This window comes from Neglectibacter sp. CSJ-5, assembly GCF_032490475.1.
In the GTDB taxonomy this organism is placed as follows: Bacteria; Bacillota; Clostridia; order Oscillospirales; family Acutalibacteraceae; genus Hominenteromicrobium; species Hominenteromicrobium mulieris.
The window spans coordinates 394,407-412,788 of sequence record NZ_JAVYJC010000001.1; the positions used below are offsets into that span (position 1 = coordinate 394,407).

The 18,382-nt window shown below is 50.2% G+C and carries 13 protein-coding genes and 1 pseudogene; all 14 read left to right on the top strand.

All coding sequences use genetic code 11. The features are described from left to right. Positions 1–40 precede the first annotated feature (40 nt). The 14 genes and pseudogenes from R2K26_RS01835 to R2K26_RS01900 all read left to right on the top strand — a co-directional run bounded on the left by R2K26_RS01835 (position 41) and on the right by R2K26_RS01900 (position 18,324). A complete protein-coding gene (locus R2K26_RS01835) occupies positions 41–7,750 on the top strand; it encodes a YDG domain-containing protein (RefSeq protein ID WP_316518468.1) in 7,710 nt (2,569 codons plus the stop codon). A gap of 146 nt (positions 7,751–7,896) precedes the next feature. After that, a complete protein-coding gene (locus R2K26_RS01840) occupies positions 7,897–8,076 on the top strand; it encodes a hypothetical protein (RefSeq protein ID WP_316518470.1) in 180 nt (59 codons plus the stop codon). A gap of 60 nt (positions 8,077–8,136) precedes the next feature. Beyond that, positions 8,137–8,484 carry a hypothetical protein gene (locus R2K26_RS01845; RefSeq protein WP_316518473.1) on the top strand — a complete coding sequence of 116 codons (348 nt, stop codon included), beginning with the start codon at positions 8,137–8,139 and terminating at the stop codon, positions 8,482–8,484. After that, positions 8,481–9,356, top strand: a complete 876-nt coding sequence (locus R2K26_RS01850) for an IS3 family transposase (protein WP_316518474.1) — start codon at positions 8,481–8,483, stop codon at positions 9,354–9,356. The genes R2K26_RS01845 and R2K26_RS01850 overlap by 4 nt, the downstream gene beginning before the upstream one ends. A 576-nt stretch (positions 9,357–9,932) precedes the next feature. After that, the gene (locus tag R2K26_RS01855) at positions 9,933–10,268 is read left to right on the top strand and encodes a methionine--tRNA ligase subunit beta (RefSeq protein ID WP_396897211.1); all 336 of its coding nucleotides are present in this window, start codon (positions 9,933–9,935) and stop codon (positions 10,266–10,268) included. A gap of 221 nt (positions 10,269–10,489) precedes the next feature. Continuing rightward, entirely contained in the window at positions 10,490–10,858 is a 369-nt protein-coding gene (locus R2K26_RS01860; protein ID WP_147513982.1) for a nuclear transport factor 2 family protein, read from the top strand. A 176-nt stretch (positions 10,859–11,034) separates the two neighbouring features. After that, the gene (locus R2K26_RS01865; protein WP_316518475.1) at positions 11,035–11,787 is read left to right on the top strand and encodes a TraX family protein; all 753 of its coding nucleotides are present in this window, start codon (positions 11,035–11,037) and stop codon (positions 11,785–11,787) included. A 5-nt stretch (positions 11,788–11,792) separates the two neighbouring features. Further along, positions 11,793–11,885, top strand: a pseudogene (locus R2K26_RS01870) (DUF6440 family protein); the annotation flags it as partial. A 209-nt stretch (positions 11,886–12,094) separates the two neighbouring features. Next, a complete protein-coding gene (locus tag R2K26_RS01875; protein WP_316518476.1) occupies positions 12,095–12,679 on the top strand; it encodes an AAA family ATPase in 585 nt (194 codons plus the stop codon). A gap of 50 nt (positions 12,680–12,729) precedes the next feature. Further along, positions 12,730–13,329 (top strand): cyclase family protein, encoded by a 600-nt coding sequence (locus tag R2K26_RS01880; RefSeq protein WP_316518477.1) that lies wholly within the window; start codon positions 12,730–12,732, stop codon positions 13,327–13,329. Positions 13,330–13,459: 130 nt separating this feature from the next. Further along, a complete protein-coding gene (locus R2K26_RS01885) occupies positions 13,460–13,921 on the top strand; it encodes a GNAT family N-acetyltransferase (protein ID WP_396897212.1) in 462 nt (153 codons plus the stop codon). Positions 13,922–14,041: 120 nt separating this feature from the next. Next, positions 14,042–14,239 (top strand): hypothetical protein, encoded by a 198-nt coding sequence (locus tag R2K26_RS01890; protein ID WP_316518898.1) that lies wholly within the window; start codon positions 14,042–14,044, stop codon positions 14,237–14,239. Positions 14,240–14,284: 45 nt separating this feature from the next. Beyond that, on the top strand, positions 14,285–14,989 hold the full coding sequence (locus R2K26_RS01895) for a TetR/AcrR family transcriptional regulator (RefSeq protein WP_396897213.1): 705 nt from the start codon (positions 14,285–14,287) through the stop codon (positions 14,987–14,989). Further along, positions 14,986–18,324, top strand: coding sequence for a pectate lyase-like adhesive domain-containing protein (locus R2K26_RS01900; RefSeq protein WP_316518479.1), 3,339 nt, complete (start codon positions 14,986–14,988; stop codon positions 18,322–18,324). The genes R2K26_RS01895 and R2K26_RS01900 overlap by 4 nt, the downstream gene beginning before the upstream one ends. Positions 18,325–18,382: the final 58 nt, after the last annotated feature.

Below are 18,382 nucleotides of genomic sequence, written 5' to 3' on the forward strand. Positions count from 1 at the left end.
TGGATATAAACCCTATATGTATATTCTAAAGGAGGATCTTATGAAAAAACGAGTATTGAGCTTATTTATGGTGCTCGTGCTTTGCCTGACGCTTCTGCCCACAGCGGCTTTCGCCGAGGGAGAGGACGTGAGCATATCGGGCGGTGTCATCGGCGGCGGTGAGACCGGTGGCGAGGGCGGTGGGATCTATGTAGCCCCCGGAAGCCCGACAGAAGGTGGCGGCGGCACATATATCCCCGGAGAGGACACGCGAACGGAAATCTGGTGCGTCAGCAAGCCCGATTCCATTGGCCGCAGCTATGACGGCACGACGGACGGCGGCACGATTCCAATCGACTTGACGTTTACAGACGGCACAAATGAAATCAAACTCAAAGAAGGAACGGGCTTTACCGCCAAGAAGACGTTCGATTCCGCGGACGCGGGATGGCATACCGTCACTGTGGAAATCGAGCTGATCGGCGAAGCCGCGGTAAAGTACAAGCTCAAGGCGGGCGAAGAAAAATTTGAGATCGGCGGCAACATCAACAAGGCCTATCCCGATCTGACCGTATCTCTTTCCAAGCCGGCTTGCACGGCGGGCGAAAAGCTTCTTCCGCTTCTGTCTGTCGAGGGTGCGCCGGAGGGTGCTGCGGTGACATATTACTATACGCAGTACAAACCAATAGCTGGATCTTCGGAGTACGAGGGCAGCGAAGCCATGCCCAAGATTGACGAGAACACTGCAATCAGCGACCCCGGCACATATTATGTCTACGCCAAGACCGCCGAGACCAAGAACTACAAAGAGGATCGGTCAGCAACCGTGGCACTCACGGTCAACGAACCTACGGCGGCTTCCGTGACAAGAGCGGACGGAACGGATGGCGGTACATACAAAACTCTCCCTGCAGCGCTGGACGCGGCGCAGGACGGCAACACCGTCAAGCTGCTGGCAGACCATACGACAAATTGGAGCGACGTCGAAGGGGGCGAGTATGCCACTTTGGCTGTCGTCAAGAAAGCCTTGACGCTCGACCTGAACGGCATGACGGTGGATTATCTCACTGTGGGCGAGGTGGTTCCTGACGAGGAGGGCGGAATCCTTGAGTCCTGCGACGGCAACCTGACCGTCGTAGATAATGCTCAAGGGGGCAGCTGCGGCAAAATCAAAAACCTCGAATTTGTAAAAGGTTCACTGGCGATTCAGGGCGGCCGGATTGGAGATGACAAAAGCAGCCTTACCTGCAACGGGAACAGCGGCACTGTGACCATCAGCGGCGGCACGGTGTATAACGCTACAGTAGGCGATGGCGCAACCGTTACCGTCACCGGCGGCACAGGGCACGCGGGCACATGGTACAACGATGGTACGCTGAACATCACAGACGGTACGTTCGGTAATGTAAAATTCCGTAATAACGGTGGTACCATCGCCATCAGCGGCGGCACGTTTGGTACAATTACGAACACCAACGGAAGCAGTTCAAGCCCGCTCATGCCCCTGCTGGCAGATAACTATGCCTTCTACCAAGGCGACAACGCGCAGAACAGCACTGAAAAAACGCTGACCAATGTAACGGTCAGGCCCCACACCCACAGCTTTGAAAACGGCAAGTGCGACTGCGGCGTGGCAGCAATCGTCGTTGACAATAACAACAGTTGCTACAACACGTTACAGGCCGCTCTGGCTGCAGCGGCGGATAACGCTTCTATCGCGTCGGTAACGCTGGGACAGGATTTGACCGAGGATGTCATGTTCAACGGGTCGGCGGCTGGGTCGCTCACGCTGAACATGAACGGTCACAAGCTGGAAGCAGAAGCAGGCGTTCCCCTGACCGTCACCGGCGGCACACTGCGCATCGAGGGCGCGGGCGAGATCAACCAGAACACCGCTTCCAACGCGACCGCCTTCCCTGCCATCTCGCTCACCGGCGGCAAGCTGGTGATTACGGGCGACCTCACCGCGCAGGGCGGCTACGACAGCAGCGGCCGCAAGCCCGCGATCCGCGCCGAAGGTGAAAGCGAGCTGGATTTGCAGGGCAACGTATCCTTGAACGGCGGTCTGACGATGCTCGACAACGCGAAGCTGACCAATCTTCTGACAAAAGGCACGTTCTACGCGCAAGACCCCAACGGTAACGCCACATCGGACAACGTCCTCGCCGTCTGCATTCAGCAAGAGGGTGTGGCCAGCGACATCTACAACACGGTACTTAAACTGATAGCCGATGGCAATGCCATTTATAAAGCAGATGGCACCGTCAGAAACGCCGCTGCACTTACACTCAAGTTTGACACATACAGCATTGGGGCGCATACATGCAGCTATACCCATGATGAAACGAATGGCATTGCCTACTGCAACTGCGGCAGAAGCCACGCACACAGAGACTTGAGCGAAGAAAAGTCGGTGCTGGTAAACGGCGTCTGCCCCATCTGCGGCTACCATTGCCCGCACAATACTGTGGACGAGACTACCCTCTCCTGCTCTGATTGCGGCGCAAAAGTGGTTGCCAAGGTGGAAGTTGAGGGCTCCGAGCCCACCTACGCCTTTGACCTCGCTTCCGCGTTTCAGAACGCCGTAAACGGCACGACCATCAAGCTGCTGGCAAACGAGATGCTGCCCAGCGATACATATGTCAGCAAAACCCTCACACTGGATTTGGACGGACACAGTCTGAGCGGATACAGCTTGAATGTCGGCGGTCTTACGGCCACGAGCCAGGTTCGCACCGGTAAACTGACGGTCATTGACAGCAGCGGCGGCAACGGCGCGGTGGGAGTGATCGTGCGGGACGGCGGTACACTGGTATTTGATCCGAAGAATGACCATACCACTTTGCTCCAGCTGGAGGTTTGGGGCGGCACAGTCGAGCTGTACGGCGGAAAGATTTTGAGAAAAGGTCTGCGGCTGAATAATAACATCACATTGGGTGATCTGCTTCCCCAGAAAGCGGGAATTGCTTACTACCGTGACGACACGCAGCTCACGCTGGAGGAAGCCACTTCCCAGACCTGCGACCTGGTGGTAAAGTCGTGCAGCCACGGCGGCAAGAACGGCTTTGATGGCACTACCTGCCCCTACTGCGGCGCGCCCGCGGTGGCTGAAACAGCCTTGAACAATGGCGAGGGCAACCGCCTGCAGCGGAAATTTGCCGATTTGCAGACAGCCCTTGACGCAGACAGATACGGCGGCGCGACCCTTAAGCTGCTGGCCGACGTGACCGGCAATTATACCATCGGCGGCACAAAGGACACGGGACTTGACCTGAACGGCCATTCCATCAAGGGCACGGTGACGGTCAAGGCGGCTGCGGGCAGCAACACCACCACCTTGAGCAACACGAAAAACACGACCACGGCCAGCATTGATGCGGTCGTTGCCCACAGGGGAGCAAAACTCGCCGGGTCGGGTAAGCCTGCCGTGATCGGCACATTGACGTTGGCAGAGGGCGCGACGTGGAAAACGATTCTGAATGACACAGCACTTGGATACAAGATGCTCAACGCGGACGGCACCCACAAGTGGTATGCCCGGGATGATGTCAAAGGCTCGCAGTTGAACAATGTTATTATCAATAGACTGCCCATCACGACCAAGATCTTGAATCTGAAGGTCGATGGCAAGAACCTGACGAAGGTGGAGCGCGGCACGACCGTCCAGCTCTGCGCCAGCTGCAATGCGAAGGATGTGACGGTGACGTTCTCCATCCTGAAGACGGGCGAAACAACGCCCATCACCTTGACGGAGCCGAGCTATTCCGGTGGGAGGTATACAAAAGATTACTCCTTCGATACAATCGGAGAATACACCATCTATTTCACCGCCACCAAGGACGGCTATACGGTGCAGAGCGCCAAAAAGAAGCTGACCGTCACCAAGCCGAATCTCAGCAATGCCGAGATCACATTCCCCTATGGCAATGAAGCGGCCTTTAATTCTGTGTCTGCGACCGGTGTGCCGATGTTTGTCGTGACATACAACGGCACAAAGCTGGAAGAAAATGTGGATTTCGTCATCACCCGCGGCGCTAGCACCTACGATGTAGGCCCCTGTACGCTGACCATCAAGGCAACAGACAACGGCGATTATACCGGAAGCAAGTCTGCCGAATGGACGGTTCGACCGCTCAAAGTAGCGGCTTCGGTCGGCGACATCATTAAGACATACGACGGAACGACAGATCTGCCTGCAAATGCGAAAATCACATTTAAGAGCGCGGACAGCTATTATACTGGTACTACGCTTCGGCTGGCTAAGGGTACAGATTATGAGGTGTCCAACGCCCGCTATGATTCCGCCGATGCAAGCGAAACCGAAAAGACTGTCTCCTTCACCATCAAGTTGAAGAATCCGGGCTATGTCTTTGAAGACGACACGACCCAAAAGGACTTTACGCTGAAGGGTTCGGAAACGGACAAGACCTTCAAGATCAATAAGGCCACCGCGCCCGGTTCCGATCTCCACCCTGCGGTGACAGTCATCAACGATCTGGCAAAAACCTATGAAATGGTACTGTCCAACGACTACTTGCCTAAGTTGAGTTCTCCCTGTGAGTATGGAAACGTCAGCTATTCGTTGAGGGGCACCTACCTGACGGACGGCTACAAGGACACGGTTCAGGCAGAGGTTGTGGAGGAAAACAGTCAGTATAAGCTGAAGCTGACCGTTCCGGCAGTAGATTACGATAAGGTAAGTTCTGTCGGCACGATTGATGTCCGGGTCACCTCGGATAACTATCGGGATTTTTACTTAACCATCGGGGTGAAGACCAAAAACAAGGATGTTCCCGTGCCGGACGGCCCCATCAGCGCAAGCGATATTACCTATGGTCAAGCGCTGAATGACAGTAAAATCGCAGGTAAGATGAAAGCTGGCGGCAAGGCGATTGACGGTACATTCACATGGACGAATGGCACGTTCAAGCCAGCTGCGGGCGACTATCCGGCTTCGTGGACGTTCACCCCGGCGGAGGGCTATGAGGAATACGCGACTGCGACCGGAACTGTGACCATCAAGGTGAACAAGGCTACCCCCACCTTCAACGCTCCCACGGCGCAGGAAAATCTAACCTATACCGGACAGGAGCAGGCGCTGATTACTGCGGGCAGTGTGACCAGCGGTGGCACCATGCAGTACAGCCTGACCGAGAACGGCACATACAGCCCGGACACCCCTACCGGCACCGATGCCGGAGCATATACCGTGTGGTATCGGGTGATTGGCGATGCAAACCACAAAGATACCGCACCCGCCAGCGTGGCGGTCCGCATTGGGAAGAAGCCGCTGACGATCACCGGGGTAACAGCTGCGTCCAAGCCTTATGATGGCACGACAAACGCGGACATCTCCAGCGTGACCTTCGACAACGTGACCTTGAACCGAGGCACAGACTACACCGTGACCGCCAACTTTGACGATGCCAGTGTGGGCAACGGCAAGAACGTCACTGCCACAGTGACCCTGATGGGGCAGGCCGCGAAGAATTACGCCCTGGAGCAGAGCAGCTTCACCACGACTGGCAACATCACCAAGGCCGCTGCGCCTGACTTCACCAAGGAAACCGCACTGACCATTGTAAACGGCCACGAAAAGACCTACACTGTGACGCTCCCCGCCCTGCCCACGCTGGAAACGCCCAAAGAGTACGGTGCGCTCACCTATGAGATCGGCGAAATCAAACTAAATGACGGCTACTACACCAGCGGCGCGAAGGTGGAAAACGGCGAGCTGACCCTGCCCGTTCAGAAAAATGACGTGGAAACCACCGGCTCTGTGGGCACAGTGACCGTAGTGATCAAGAGCGCAAACTATGAGGACATCACGCTGACCGTCAACGTCAGCGCGAAGAACAGGATCACTCCCACCGGCACACCGACGCTGAGCAAGAACGCCATCATCTACGGCGACGCCCTGAATACCATCGCTCTCTCCGGCAAGCTCCATGATAATGTCAACAACGTGGATGTCGATGGAACCTTTGAATGGGTGGACGGCACGCATATACCCGTGGTTGGGAACGGTACCTATGCAGCCGAGTGGATTTTCGAACCGACTGACACCGAGAAGTATTTAACGGTTTCGGGAAGATCGAATATCACTGTCGAAAAGGCTCGGCAGTACGGCAAGCTCAGCATGGCGGGCTATACTTACGGTAAAACGCCCAGCACACCGACCTTGACAGACCAGACGGGCGATTTGAATGCTCAAGTGACCTACAGTTATGCCGCTGCGGACAGCGGCTCTGTTCAGACGTGGGATATCAGCAATCCGCCCGCGCTGAACGCCGGTACCTACCGTATGTACGCCAGCATTGGTGATACGGATAACTACTACGGATTTGAAGCTGTGTATTGCGAATTTGTGGTAGCAAAGGCAACGCCGACCTACACCGTTCCCACCGGGCTGACGGCAAAATACGGTCAGACGCTGGCGGATGTGACGCTGCCGGACGGCTGGAGTTGGATGGATAGCAGCGAATCTGTGGGCGGCGCTTCGACTGCCGCCAAGACCTTCCAGGCAAAGTTCACTCCGAAGGACACCGAAAACTACAACACAGTGGAGAACATTGAACTTGAAGTCACGGTGAACAAGGCAGATGGCGGCAACCTCAAAACGGTCGAGCTGGAGCAGAAGTACACGGACACCTCGGATCACACCTACACGCCGGACTGGGCCGGACTGCCCGCCGGGCAGGACTGGACGTTCAGCAGCGAGGCGAGCATCGTCCTGCCCAAGCAGGACTTCGCAGCGGACGGCAACTTGCTGACCTATGCCATCTCCGGCGGCAAGGCGGGTGACAAGATCACCCTCATCCTCAAGGCGTCCTGTGACAATTACGAGGATTTCACCATCACGCTGAACGTCACTCTGACAGAAAAGGACGATCAGAAGCCGTTGACCATCACCGGCAACACTTCCGTAATCTATGGTGAAAAGCTGACGCTGACCACTACCGGCGGCTCCGGCATGGGTGCTGTAACCTACCGCATCGACAATGCTATCAGCACCGGCGAGGCGACCATCGATCCCAACACCGGCGTTCTGACTCCGGTCAAGGTCGGCTCTGTGAGTGTCATCGCGACCAAGGCAGGCGACAACAACTATAACGACGTCACCAGCGCCCCCTTCGTGCTCATGATCAAACCGGCCACTCCCACCGGTGAGCCCAAGTACACCAAGATCACAACCAGTGGCAAAACATTGAAGGACGTGACGCTGACCATCGAGGGAAGCACTCTGAATCCCAGTGACGGCAAGCTGGAATGGGTGGATGACAAGGGCGAGCCCCTGCCCGACGATACCACGGTCAAGGCCAACACGACCTACAAATGGCGCTTCACGCCTGATGATGACAACTACACGACCCTGACCGGCGAGGTTGAGCTGTATCACAAGTCCAGCAGTGACGGCGGTTGGTACGACAGCTACTACACCATCAAGGCAACTGCCGGGGCTGGCGGCTCCATTTCTCCCTCCGGCAATGTCAGCGTTCGTGAGGGTGGTGATCAGACCTTCACCATCACCCCGGATAAGGGCTATGCTGTTGCCAATGTCAAGATTGACGGCAAGAGCATTGGCGCGGTGAAGTCCTACACCTTTGAGAATGTCAGCAGCCCCCATACCATCGAGGCCATCTTCGTCAAGGGCACTGCCAGCGCCAGCACCGGATACAGCAGCAATCTTCCGCTGTGGAGCGCCCTCCTGCTGGCAAGTACCCTTGCTCTGGCCGGCGCCGTCCACCTTAAGAGAAAACGTGCACGGTAATCGTTTTATCACCCTTTAAGGCCAACAAACAGCTCAGCTTCCGGTATTGCCCGGAAGCTGAGCTGTTCCTTTTTCATCACTACAAGAAGCTAATCAATGACATTTTGAGCTGCGCCGCTATCCCAGCGCGGCAAGGAGACAGCATTATGAAAAGAATCACAAGAATCATTCGTCCGATCATCTGCATGGCCGTCCTTCTCTTCGCCATGACCACGGCAGTTATGGGCTACTATCAGAAAGAGACGGAGCCTATCGACATTCCCGGCAGAACGCCTTCCGGCGCATCTGCGCCTCAGCCATCAGCGACTCCTGAAGTGATAAAATAATGGTAGACACAAAAGAGCCTACCATTATTTTTATGCTATTATAGACATGGAGGTGGCAATATGGCTGGTAAATACACGATGCGAAGCAAAGAAGAAAAGTTAGCTATTGTAAAGAGGAATTTAGCAGGAGAAACTTCAAGGTCGCTCGAAAGAGAAACAGGATGCAGTCATCGGTTAATACAAGAGAGGACCAGAAAGTATCTAGCAGAAGGTGAAGCCGGGCTGGAAGTTAAGAAGAAACCCGGGAATCCTTTATCTCGTTATGAGCGCCGGAATGAACTGACCTACGAGGAGCAGCTGCAATACCAGATCGAACTGCTGAAGCGAGAGCTGGTTAAGAAAGAGGCGGAGGTACTTCGTTTAAAAAAACGGAACGGACGAAAAGGGGGCGATGCCCGAAAAAGATGATCCGAGAGATGTATGCCGAGATTCAAAAGCAGACAGACAAACATTCTGTCAGCGAACTTTGTGAAATCTACGGTGTTTCTCGCAGCGGCTACTACAAGTGGCTGAAGCGAGCAGAACAGTTAAACCGGTATGAGAAAACACATAAAATACTGGATAGTTATGTCCTGGACATCCATTCCCACCACCCAATGATGGGATACCGCCAGATCAGGGATAAGCTGTACCTTGAATTCGGTTGGATCGTCAGTGATCCTACTGTTTGGAAGTCAATGAAGCGACTGAGAATCCACGGATACACCAGGCGCAGGAAAGCTACGGCCACGGGAACCAACTTAGAACACATCCGCTATGCCAACGTACTGAACAGAAAATTCAAAGCAGAGAGGCCTATGCAGAAGATTGTGACGGATGTTACTTACATCAAACATAACGGCAAGTGGTATTATCTTGCAGGCTATTTGGATCTGTTCAACAACGAGATTCTGGAATGGGAACTCAGCGATACTTTTGACAATTTTCTCGTTATGAAGCCGGCAGAGCGCCTTCTGAAAAGAAAAATGAGCACCGAACACCAAGTCCTTTTGCACAGCGACCAAGGTGTCCAGTACTCATCCGCAGGTTATTGTAACCTGCTTAAAGAATACAATGTAATTCAAAGTATGTCAAGGGCCGGAAACCCTCGCGACAACGCAGTTATGGAAAGCTTTTGGGGGCGATTCAAGGACACGCTGCGCAAGCACTTCCGTTACTGGGAGTGTGATGATCTGAGATCTACCATTGAGCAGGCAATCTACTATTTCAACAATGAACGACCCGTCCGCAAACTAAAAGGAAAACCACCTGTCCCATATAGAACAGAACTGGTGGCATAAGAAATTTTGTGTCTACTAACTATTGACTACTTCATTATTAAAAGAACTGCGGATACTTTGCAAATGGCAGCGGAAATCAAAACGCTGTTTATCCGCAATCATATTTACCTCCATACGGATTCCGAGAAAGATGTTCAAGTGCTTCGAGAGAGATTTTTAGAATGGAAAAACCGAAATGCTTGTAAACTGAACGGAAAATATTGAATTTCGTTAAGCCGTGTGTTATACTGTTTAAGTGGTTAGTTTCAGTATAGCACACGGCTCGTTTTCAAAAAAATGAAGCCACCTTACGCCAGCTTACTCCACGGCTTACGCCATTAGATTTTCCGCTATCTGAATTAGGCGTAACTGAGCTTACCCCAGCTTCAAACGAGTAGATGCCGGTCGGGACTTATAGACGCTAAGCGGAGCTTATCTAAGGCTGGCCACGAAAATCCCGACAATGAAGTCCTTAGATGGTGTAAATAAGAAAAATGATGTAAATAATACAGCTTCTGAAGCACCTGAAAAAATGTAAAAACTGAGTCTGAAAAGATTGATTTTTCTAAAGTAAAGATTGAGCCTTTGTTTGAGGAAATGGTAGATTTTGATACATTCAGCAAGTCAGATTTCCGTGCAGTAAAGGTTAAAGAGTGTGTTGCAGTACCGAAGTCAAAGAAACTGTTACAGTTTACGCTTGATGACGGAACAGGCACAGACAGAACCATTTTAAGCGGTATTCATAGCTTTTATGAGCCGGATGAACTGGTTGGTAAGACCTGCATTGCAATCACCAATCTGCCTCCGAGAGCGATGATGGGCATTGACTCTTGCGGTATGCTCCTCAGTGCTATCCACGAAGAAGAAGGCGAAGAAAAGCTCCATCTTCTGATGGTAGATGACAGAATTCCGGCAGGTGCAAAGCTCTATTAAGATGATGTAAAGATGTACCGTTTTACTAAATAGACGGGACGTACTTCGTTTGATAAAAAACTAAAAAAACAGCGATTTACATTAAACTTACATCATTTGATGCAGAAATCGGTGCAAGCAAGAAAAAATCGCATAATTAGTGCAATGAGTGGGCAATTCCAATCGGAGTTGCCCATTTTTAAAACAAACAGAAATACAAATCGGGATTTGTGGAGGATAATATGAAAGTAGATGTCATTAAGAAATATTTTCAGTCTTGGTTAGATAACGATGTTGAGATTGTAAAACAGACTTTTTCTGAAAATGCTTTATATAGTGAATGCTATGGACCTGAATATCATGGCTTATCACAAATTGTAACATGGTTTGAAAATTGGAATAATAAGGGACAAGTATTGGAATGGACAATCAAACGAATATTCGAGCAAAACCAAACGTTAATTGTTGAATGGTACTTCAGATGTAATTATGATGGTAAGATAGATGGCTTTGATGGTGTTACAATAGCAGATTTTGATAAGGATATGAAAATATTAAAATTATGTGAATTTCAGTCGAAGGCAGAACACTACTATCCATATGAATCATGATCTAAATTCCAGTTTGCCAACTTGCCCTTTGAGAGAGGAGAAATCCTTTTCTCAAAAGCTTGTTCGATACTGAATGTTATGTTAAGATAGCAAGTATAGCGAGTGGGCAATTCCAATCGGAGTTGCCCATTTTCTAAAATGAATGGAAATGCAAATCGGTATTTGAGGTGGTAAAAATGGAAACAAAAATGGCGTATGGTAACCCAAAATTAAACAGAGATGTTATTAAATATATAGCCATGTTGACTATGCTGTTGAATCATATTTCACAAGTCTTTATGAAATCAGGATATTTTCTGTCGGAGCTATTTCTGGACATAGGGTATTTTACAGCAATTACAATGTGTTACTTTCTTGTAGAGGGCTTTCAATATACTCATTCAAAAAAGAATTATGCGATTAGACTGCTAATATTTGCCTTGATTTCTGAAATCCCATATTGTATGGCGTTTACAACAAATGGAGTGTTAGAATTTCAAGGTTTGAATATGCTATTTACATTGCTCATATGTTTTATAATTCTAATTGTGAATGATAAAGTATCAAATAAATTTTTAAAAGATATATGTATCTTGGGATTGACAGTACTTTCTTTATTCAGCGATTGGGCATTATTGGCACCAATATTTACACTGTTGTTTATATGGAGTAGAGGAACAAGAAATAAGATAAAATATACGTTTATTATTTCAATGTTATTATTTGGACTTTTTAATTTTGCAGGTGGTATTGGAAGATTTTCGCTAGGTACAAATATTGCTTATGCGTTAGGAAGTATGTTAGGAATTGCTCTTGCAGGAATTGTAATTTTATATTTCTATAATGGCAAGCGAATGGAAAAGGGGAAAGTATTCTCCAAGTGGTTTTTCTATTTATTTTATCCTGTGCATCTTCTCATATTAGGTTTGATTAGAATTTATTGTTTATAAACTGACTTCTTGTAGATAAGGAGACTGGAGTTAATTATCTTTGTTGGAAATCTGGATACGGGGCTGGTATTACACCTCTTCTGGATTCTGAAGGAAAGCAATTTTTCAATTTAGGAATCTATGAATTAAATGTTATAGATACAACTACGCATTCAATCAAAGATACTGTTTCAGCAGTAAAAGAAAAAAATAGTAAGCGGTACGGCTTTACTATACTGCGAACTTGACGGTAGAAAAAGTCACAATATCGTCGTATAGGATTCTTAAATCAGAATGACAAATCGGAAGTTGTGGAGGTAAAATATAGATGAATCAAGGTAGAATTATTGTAATCACAGGTGCGCCGGGGACAGGAAAAACTACAACGGCATCTGCTGTTGCAAAAGAATCAGATTTGGAAAAGTCTGTGCATATGCACACAGATGACTTTTATCATTATTTGAGTAAAGGGGCAATACCACCGCATTTGCCAGAATCAAATGAGCAAAATTTGATTGTCATTGAAGCGTTTTTAGAAGCTGCGAAGCGATATGCTCGTGGCGGATATGATGTAATTGTAGATGGCATTGTAGGACCGTGGTTTTTAGAGCCGTGGCTCAACATTGTTCAAGAGCATTATGAAGTACACTATATCGTTTTAAGGGCAAGTAAAGAAGAAACTATGAAGCGAGCTATCGAACGCTCAAAGTTAGACAGAGAAACAAATATTGAATTAGTTGAAACAATGTGGAAGCAATTTTCCAATTTAGGAATCTATGAATTAAATGTTATAGATACAACTACGCATTCAATCAAAGATACTGTTTCAGCAGTAAAAGAAAAAATAGTAAGCGGTACGGCTTTACTATACTGCGAACTTGACGGTAGAAAAAGTCACAATGTCGTAGTATAATATTCTTAAATCAGAATGACTAATCGAAATTTGACGGAGGAGAATGTGAAATGAAAATTTATGACATTTCCCAAGAGGTTTTCGGCTGTCAGGTATTTGCCGGCGATCCGGCGCCTGAAAAAAAGCAGCTTTGCTCAATAGAAAAGGGCGATTTGTATAACCTGACGGCTTTTGGTATGTGTGCTCACAACGGCACGCATATCGACGCGCCGTTCCACTTTATCAAAGGCGGAAAAACCGTTGATTCCATAGGCTTGGACACATTCGTAGGAATGGCTTATGTTGCGGAATATTGCGGAATTGTCTCCGGCACCGCAGCGGCGGAAATCCTTGAAAAAGCGAAAAAACAGAACCCGGAAGCGGCAACGAGAATTCTTATTAAGGGAGACGCGGAGGTTTCTTCGGAGGCAGCGAAAGTATTTGCCGACTCGGGGATCTTACTGCTCGGCAACGAATCCCAGACTGTCGGGCCCGAAGCTGCTCCAATGGAGGTACATCTCATCCTGCTGGGGGCCGGTATCGTATTGCTTGAAGGAATCCGTTTGGCAGAAGTTCCGGAAGGCAGTTATTTCTTAAATGCAGCGCCATTAAATCTATCCGGTGCGGATGGTTCGCCGTGCAGAGCTGTACTGATCGCTGCTGAGAGATAAATCCCAGTTCACCGAACTGAATATGGTGCAGGTGTTTTAGGGTAGTCGAAGTGGTAGAAAAATTCGTAAAGATGTGGTATAATACTTTTGCTTGTGAGAGACAAATCGGGATTTAGCGAGGTAAAGATATATGCTTCATTTAGAAAAAGTAAATGGTAATAATGTCTGGGATATCCTGAAACTGACGGTATCGGAATCGCAGAAGAACTTCGTTGCCACCAATGAGATCAGCATCATTGAAGCGTATACTGCAATTACGGGAAACGGTCATGCATTCCCGTTTGGTATATATGATGAGGATAAGCCTGTAGGCTTCCTGATGATTGGTTTTGATGTTGATGATTATTGGACGGATGCACCTAAAATTGCAAAGGGAAACTATAATCTGTGGCGTCTTATGATCGATAAGGCATATCAAAACAGAGGGTACGGGAAAGAAGCGGTCAGCCTTGCATTAGAGTTCATAAAATCTATGCCTTGTGGAGAAGCGGAATACTGTTGGCTATCATATGAACCCGATAATGCAGTTGCCCGTCAGATGTATCGCTCTTTCGTTTCGAAGAAACCGGTGAAATGGACGGCGAAGAACTGATCGCTGTTCTGAGACTGTAATTAACAACTTCCAGTTTGTCGAACTGAATATAGCGTACATAGCCGCTTGGTTTTCAAAAGAAATCAGGCGGCTATTTCTATTTTGAAGGAGGTGTTCGCTATGAGCGAAAAGGATTACAACGCTCGCCTTTATGAGAAAATGAAAGCCGAGCAGGACAAATACCGGGACTGGCTGCTGCATCCCTACGAATACATGATGCGGGAGGACATCGTAATGGAAGAAGGCAGCGTTTGTGAAAATGTCACAATTTACGGAGGTAAAGTTTCAAATACGCTTGCCTTTTTGTACTTGTTATGATATTATTGGTATGCGTACTAAAACGTTTGGAGAGAGGTGATATATTTGCGGAGAGACAGCAGTGAAACAAAGCGGAAAATACTGACCGTGTGCGTCCGTCTCTTTCTGGAACAGGGGTATAAAAACACCTCTGTCAGTCAGATTGTGGACGAAGCAGGTGTGGCAAGAGGAAGCTATTTGAATCTGTTTCCTACCAAGGACAGAATTTTGCTGGAATTGACCGAAACGATGTTCGGCGGACAGTTCGGCGTGGCAAGAAGCATTGCAGACAGCAAGCTGCCGCCGGTTTACGCCTATGCGGTGGAAACGGCGATCCAACTGACACTGACCGAGCTGAATGAGAACCTGAGGGAAATCTACATTGAAGCCTATTCCCTGCCCGAAACATCGGAGTATATCTACCTGCATACCACGGCAGAGCTGAAGCAGATTTTTGGTGAAAATTTCCCCGATGATACCGAGAGCGACTTTTACGAGATGGAAATCGGCACGGCGGGATTGATGCGTAGCTATATGGCGAGAAAATGTGATATTCATTTTCCGTTGGAACGCAAGCTCAGCCGCTTTCTGACGGCGGCGATGCGGGTGTATCGTGTACCGGAGGAAGAACAGGCAAAGGTGCTTGCCTTTATTCAGTCATTAGATATTAAGGCAATCGCCACGGAGGTTATGTATAAGCTGTTTGCCATGTTGGAAATGAAATACGATTTTAAGCTGTCAAAGAACGGCGAAATGGAGGAAACAAGATGAAGAAACGATTATTCAGTATCCTGCTTGCTCTGTGCATGGTGCTCTGCCTTGTGCCGACCACGGCATTTGCCGAGAGCGAGACGGAAGAACCGCCTGTTTGCAGCTGTGAAACAGCCTGCACGGCGGAAGCAATGAACGCAGATTGTCCCATCTGCGGCGCAGAGGGCGCTTTGCCGGAGAACTGTGCAAAGTGCGCCCAGCCCGCAGACGATGCGGCAGTGCAGCCGGAGGGGGAAGTGTCTGACCCCCAGCCGGAGGGGGAAGTGTCTGACCCCCAGCCGGAGGGGAAAGTGTCTGACCCCCAGCCGGAGGGGAAAGTGTCTGACCCCCAGCCGGAGGGGGAAGTGTCTGACCCCCAGCCGGAGGGGAAAGTGTCCGACCCCCAGCCGGAGACAGCCTTGACGTCGTTAATTGGCGGAAACGAGACGGCAAAAGATGTCAGCACCGCGGAAGAACTGACTGCAGCTATTGCTGATGTTAATTTCGACACCGTCAGGCTGACAGGGGACATTAGCATCAGCAGTACCCTGACCGTCAACCGCCCTGATGTCACGCTGGATTTGAACGGCTATACTTTGACATGCGGTGATACGGAGTGCGATGATATATTCAGCGTGAATGAACACGGAAATCTGACGGTAAAGGACAGCGGTACCGGCGGTAAAATTGACGGTCAAAATAACAACTGCGGCTTCAGTATCAACGGCGGTATCCTGACCTTAAAAAGCGGCACCATCATAAACTGCATGACTGACGGTGACGGCGGTGCTGTGGATATCTCAGACGGCGGCAAATTTGAGATGAGCGGCGGCGCTATTACGAATTGCAAAGCCAGTGATGACAGTGGTGCGGTGGATATCGGTGATGGCTGCACTTTTATTATGAACAGTGGCACCATCAGCGGCTGCAGAGCGGATGACGATGCCGGTGCGATCTTTATCAAGGGAAATGCTTCCTTTTTAATGAACGGCGGAACGATTGAAAATTGTTCTGCCGGCAACTACGGCGGTGCGGTGAAGATACGCAACACCAGCAGATTCACCATGAATGGCGGCACCATCTCCAGCTGCACTGCCCAGCAAGGCGGCGGTGTATATGTAGACGGTAGCAGCACCTTCACCATGAATGACGGCAGCATCGCGAGCTGCACGGCGGTGAATGGCGGCAACAGTGTGTTTGTCGTCAAACCCAGTGCCAGTTTTACTATGACCGGCGGCACGGTGGATGGCAGCATTGCGCTGCCCTACAAGGTCGGCAATAACACCGTTTACATGGACGGCCTTGGCACCGCAGCTTATCCCTATCAAATCAGCACCGCCGACCAGCTGAAGCTGTTCCGGGATATTGTCAACGGTGCGGGCGGCCAGACGCAGAACTGTGGCGCGTATGCTGTGCTGACTGCGGACATTGATTTGAATAACGAACCGTGGACGCCCATCGGTCCGGACAGAGACAGTGCCTATACCGGTACCTTTGACGGGCAGGGACACACCGTCAAGAATCTGAGTGTAACCGTCAATGTCCAGCCCGGTCGCGCCGGTCTGTTCGGTTGCGTAAAAGACGGCACCATCCGGAAACTGACGGTGGCAGGCTCGGTGTCATGTACTGCTAACCAGGGGTGGTGTGGCGGCATTGCGGGCTACGCTATGGACGAAACCATCGAAAACTGCGCCAGCCTCTGCACGGTCTCCTGCACAGGCATAGATGCCAGAGTCGGTGGAATTGTCGGATTAGTCGACTATAATAGTCGTACGCTAATAATCCGCGATTGCTATAACATCGGAAAAATCACCGACAGAAGCGACAACGGCAGTGGCGACGCCGGAGGTATCTGCGGATTTTATATGAACGGAAAGATTTCCAACTGCTATAATGTCGGCGAAATCACTGGTAGCGGATATGTTAGTAAAATCGCAGTCTCCGCCTATAATGATAGCAGACCCACCAACTGCTACTATCTGAGCGACACGGACACAGATCTCAATGGAACCGCCAAAACCGCCGCGGAATTTGCCAACGGTGACGTGCTGGATGAGCTTAAGGCTGGCCGCGACAATTCTCCATGGGACAGCTGCCAGTATGTGGCTGCGGCAAAAATAACCCTGCCCGTGTTCAAGGGACAGGGCGACGCCCATGACCACCAGAGCAACGACTGGAAATCCAACGAAACGGAACACTGGCAGGTCTGCACCTGCGGCGCGGTGTTTCATAAGGCGGAACACTCCGGCGGCACGGCCACCTGCACCGAAAAAGCAAAATGCGCAGTTTGCGGTGCGGAATATGGCGATGTTCTGGGACATGATTTTACTACCAGTTGGACACATGATGATAACGAGCACTGGAAGCAGTGTTCCCGTTGCGATGAAAAGGATGACGTAGGCCCTCATACTTGGAACAGCGGTACGGTAACAACAGCGCCTACCTGCACAAAAGCGGGTGAAAAGACATATAGCTGCAACAAGTGCGGCGCAACAAAAATAGAGCCGATTCCAGCTACGGGCCATAGCTGGAAGTCCGATTGGACGTCCGATGCAACGCATCACTGGCATGAGTGTGCCAACGATAATTGCGATGTGACGGATAACGCGGGAAAGAACGGCTACGCGGAGCACTCCGGCGGCAAAGCGACCTGCACCCAAAATGCCGTCTGTGAGTTTTGCAAGGCAAGCTATGGCAGCCTTGACCCGAACAACCACACCGACCTGAAACACATTGACGCAAAGGCTGCCACCGCTGCCGAAGAAGGCAACATTGCGTATTGGTACTGCGACGGCTGCAAGAAGTATTTCTCCGATGCTGCGGCAACCAAGGAAATCACCAAGGCTGCCACCGTGACGGCAAAGCTGCCCCCGAAAATCACAGCCGGGGATGGTGCAGCGGTCACGCAGGGCGAGAAAAAGGAACTGACCTTCACTTCTGATGCATCCTTTGCCGATTTTGTTCGTGTAGAGCTTGATGGCACTGCGCTGGAAGAAAAGAACTATACGAAGAGAGAGGGCAGCACCATCATCACGCTGAACCGTGATTTTGTTGCCGCGCTTTCCGTGGGCGAGCATACGCTTGCGATTGTTTCTCAACACGGTACGGCAACAGCTAAGTTCACCGTCAAGGCAAAGCCGACGGAAACGGCAACCCCGCAGCCCACTGTGCCCCCGCAGCCTACAGCGCAGCCGACGCCGACGGTGCAGCCCCAGCCGACGGTGCAGCCTGTTTCCCCGATTCTGCGCACCGGCGACACCGCCAACCCCGCATTGTGGTTTGCGCTGCTGATTGTCAGCGGCGGTGCTGCCATTGGTATAACGGTTGCCAGCAGAAAGAAAAAGCATAACAAATAATGGAATAGTGTTTCCTTGCTCCATCTTCCGAGCAAGACAAAAGCGCCGTAGCAATACG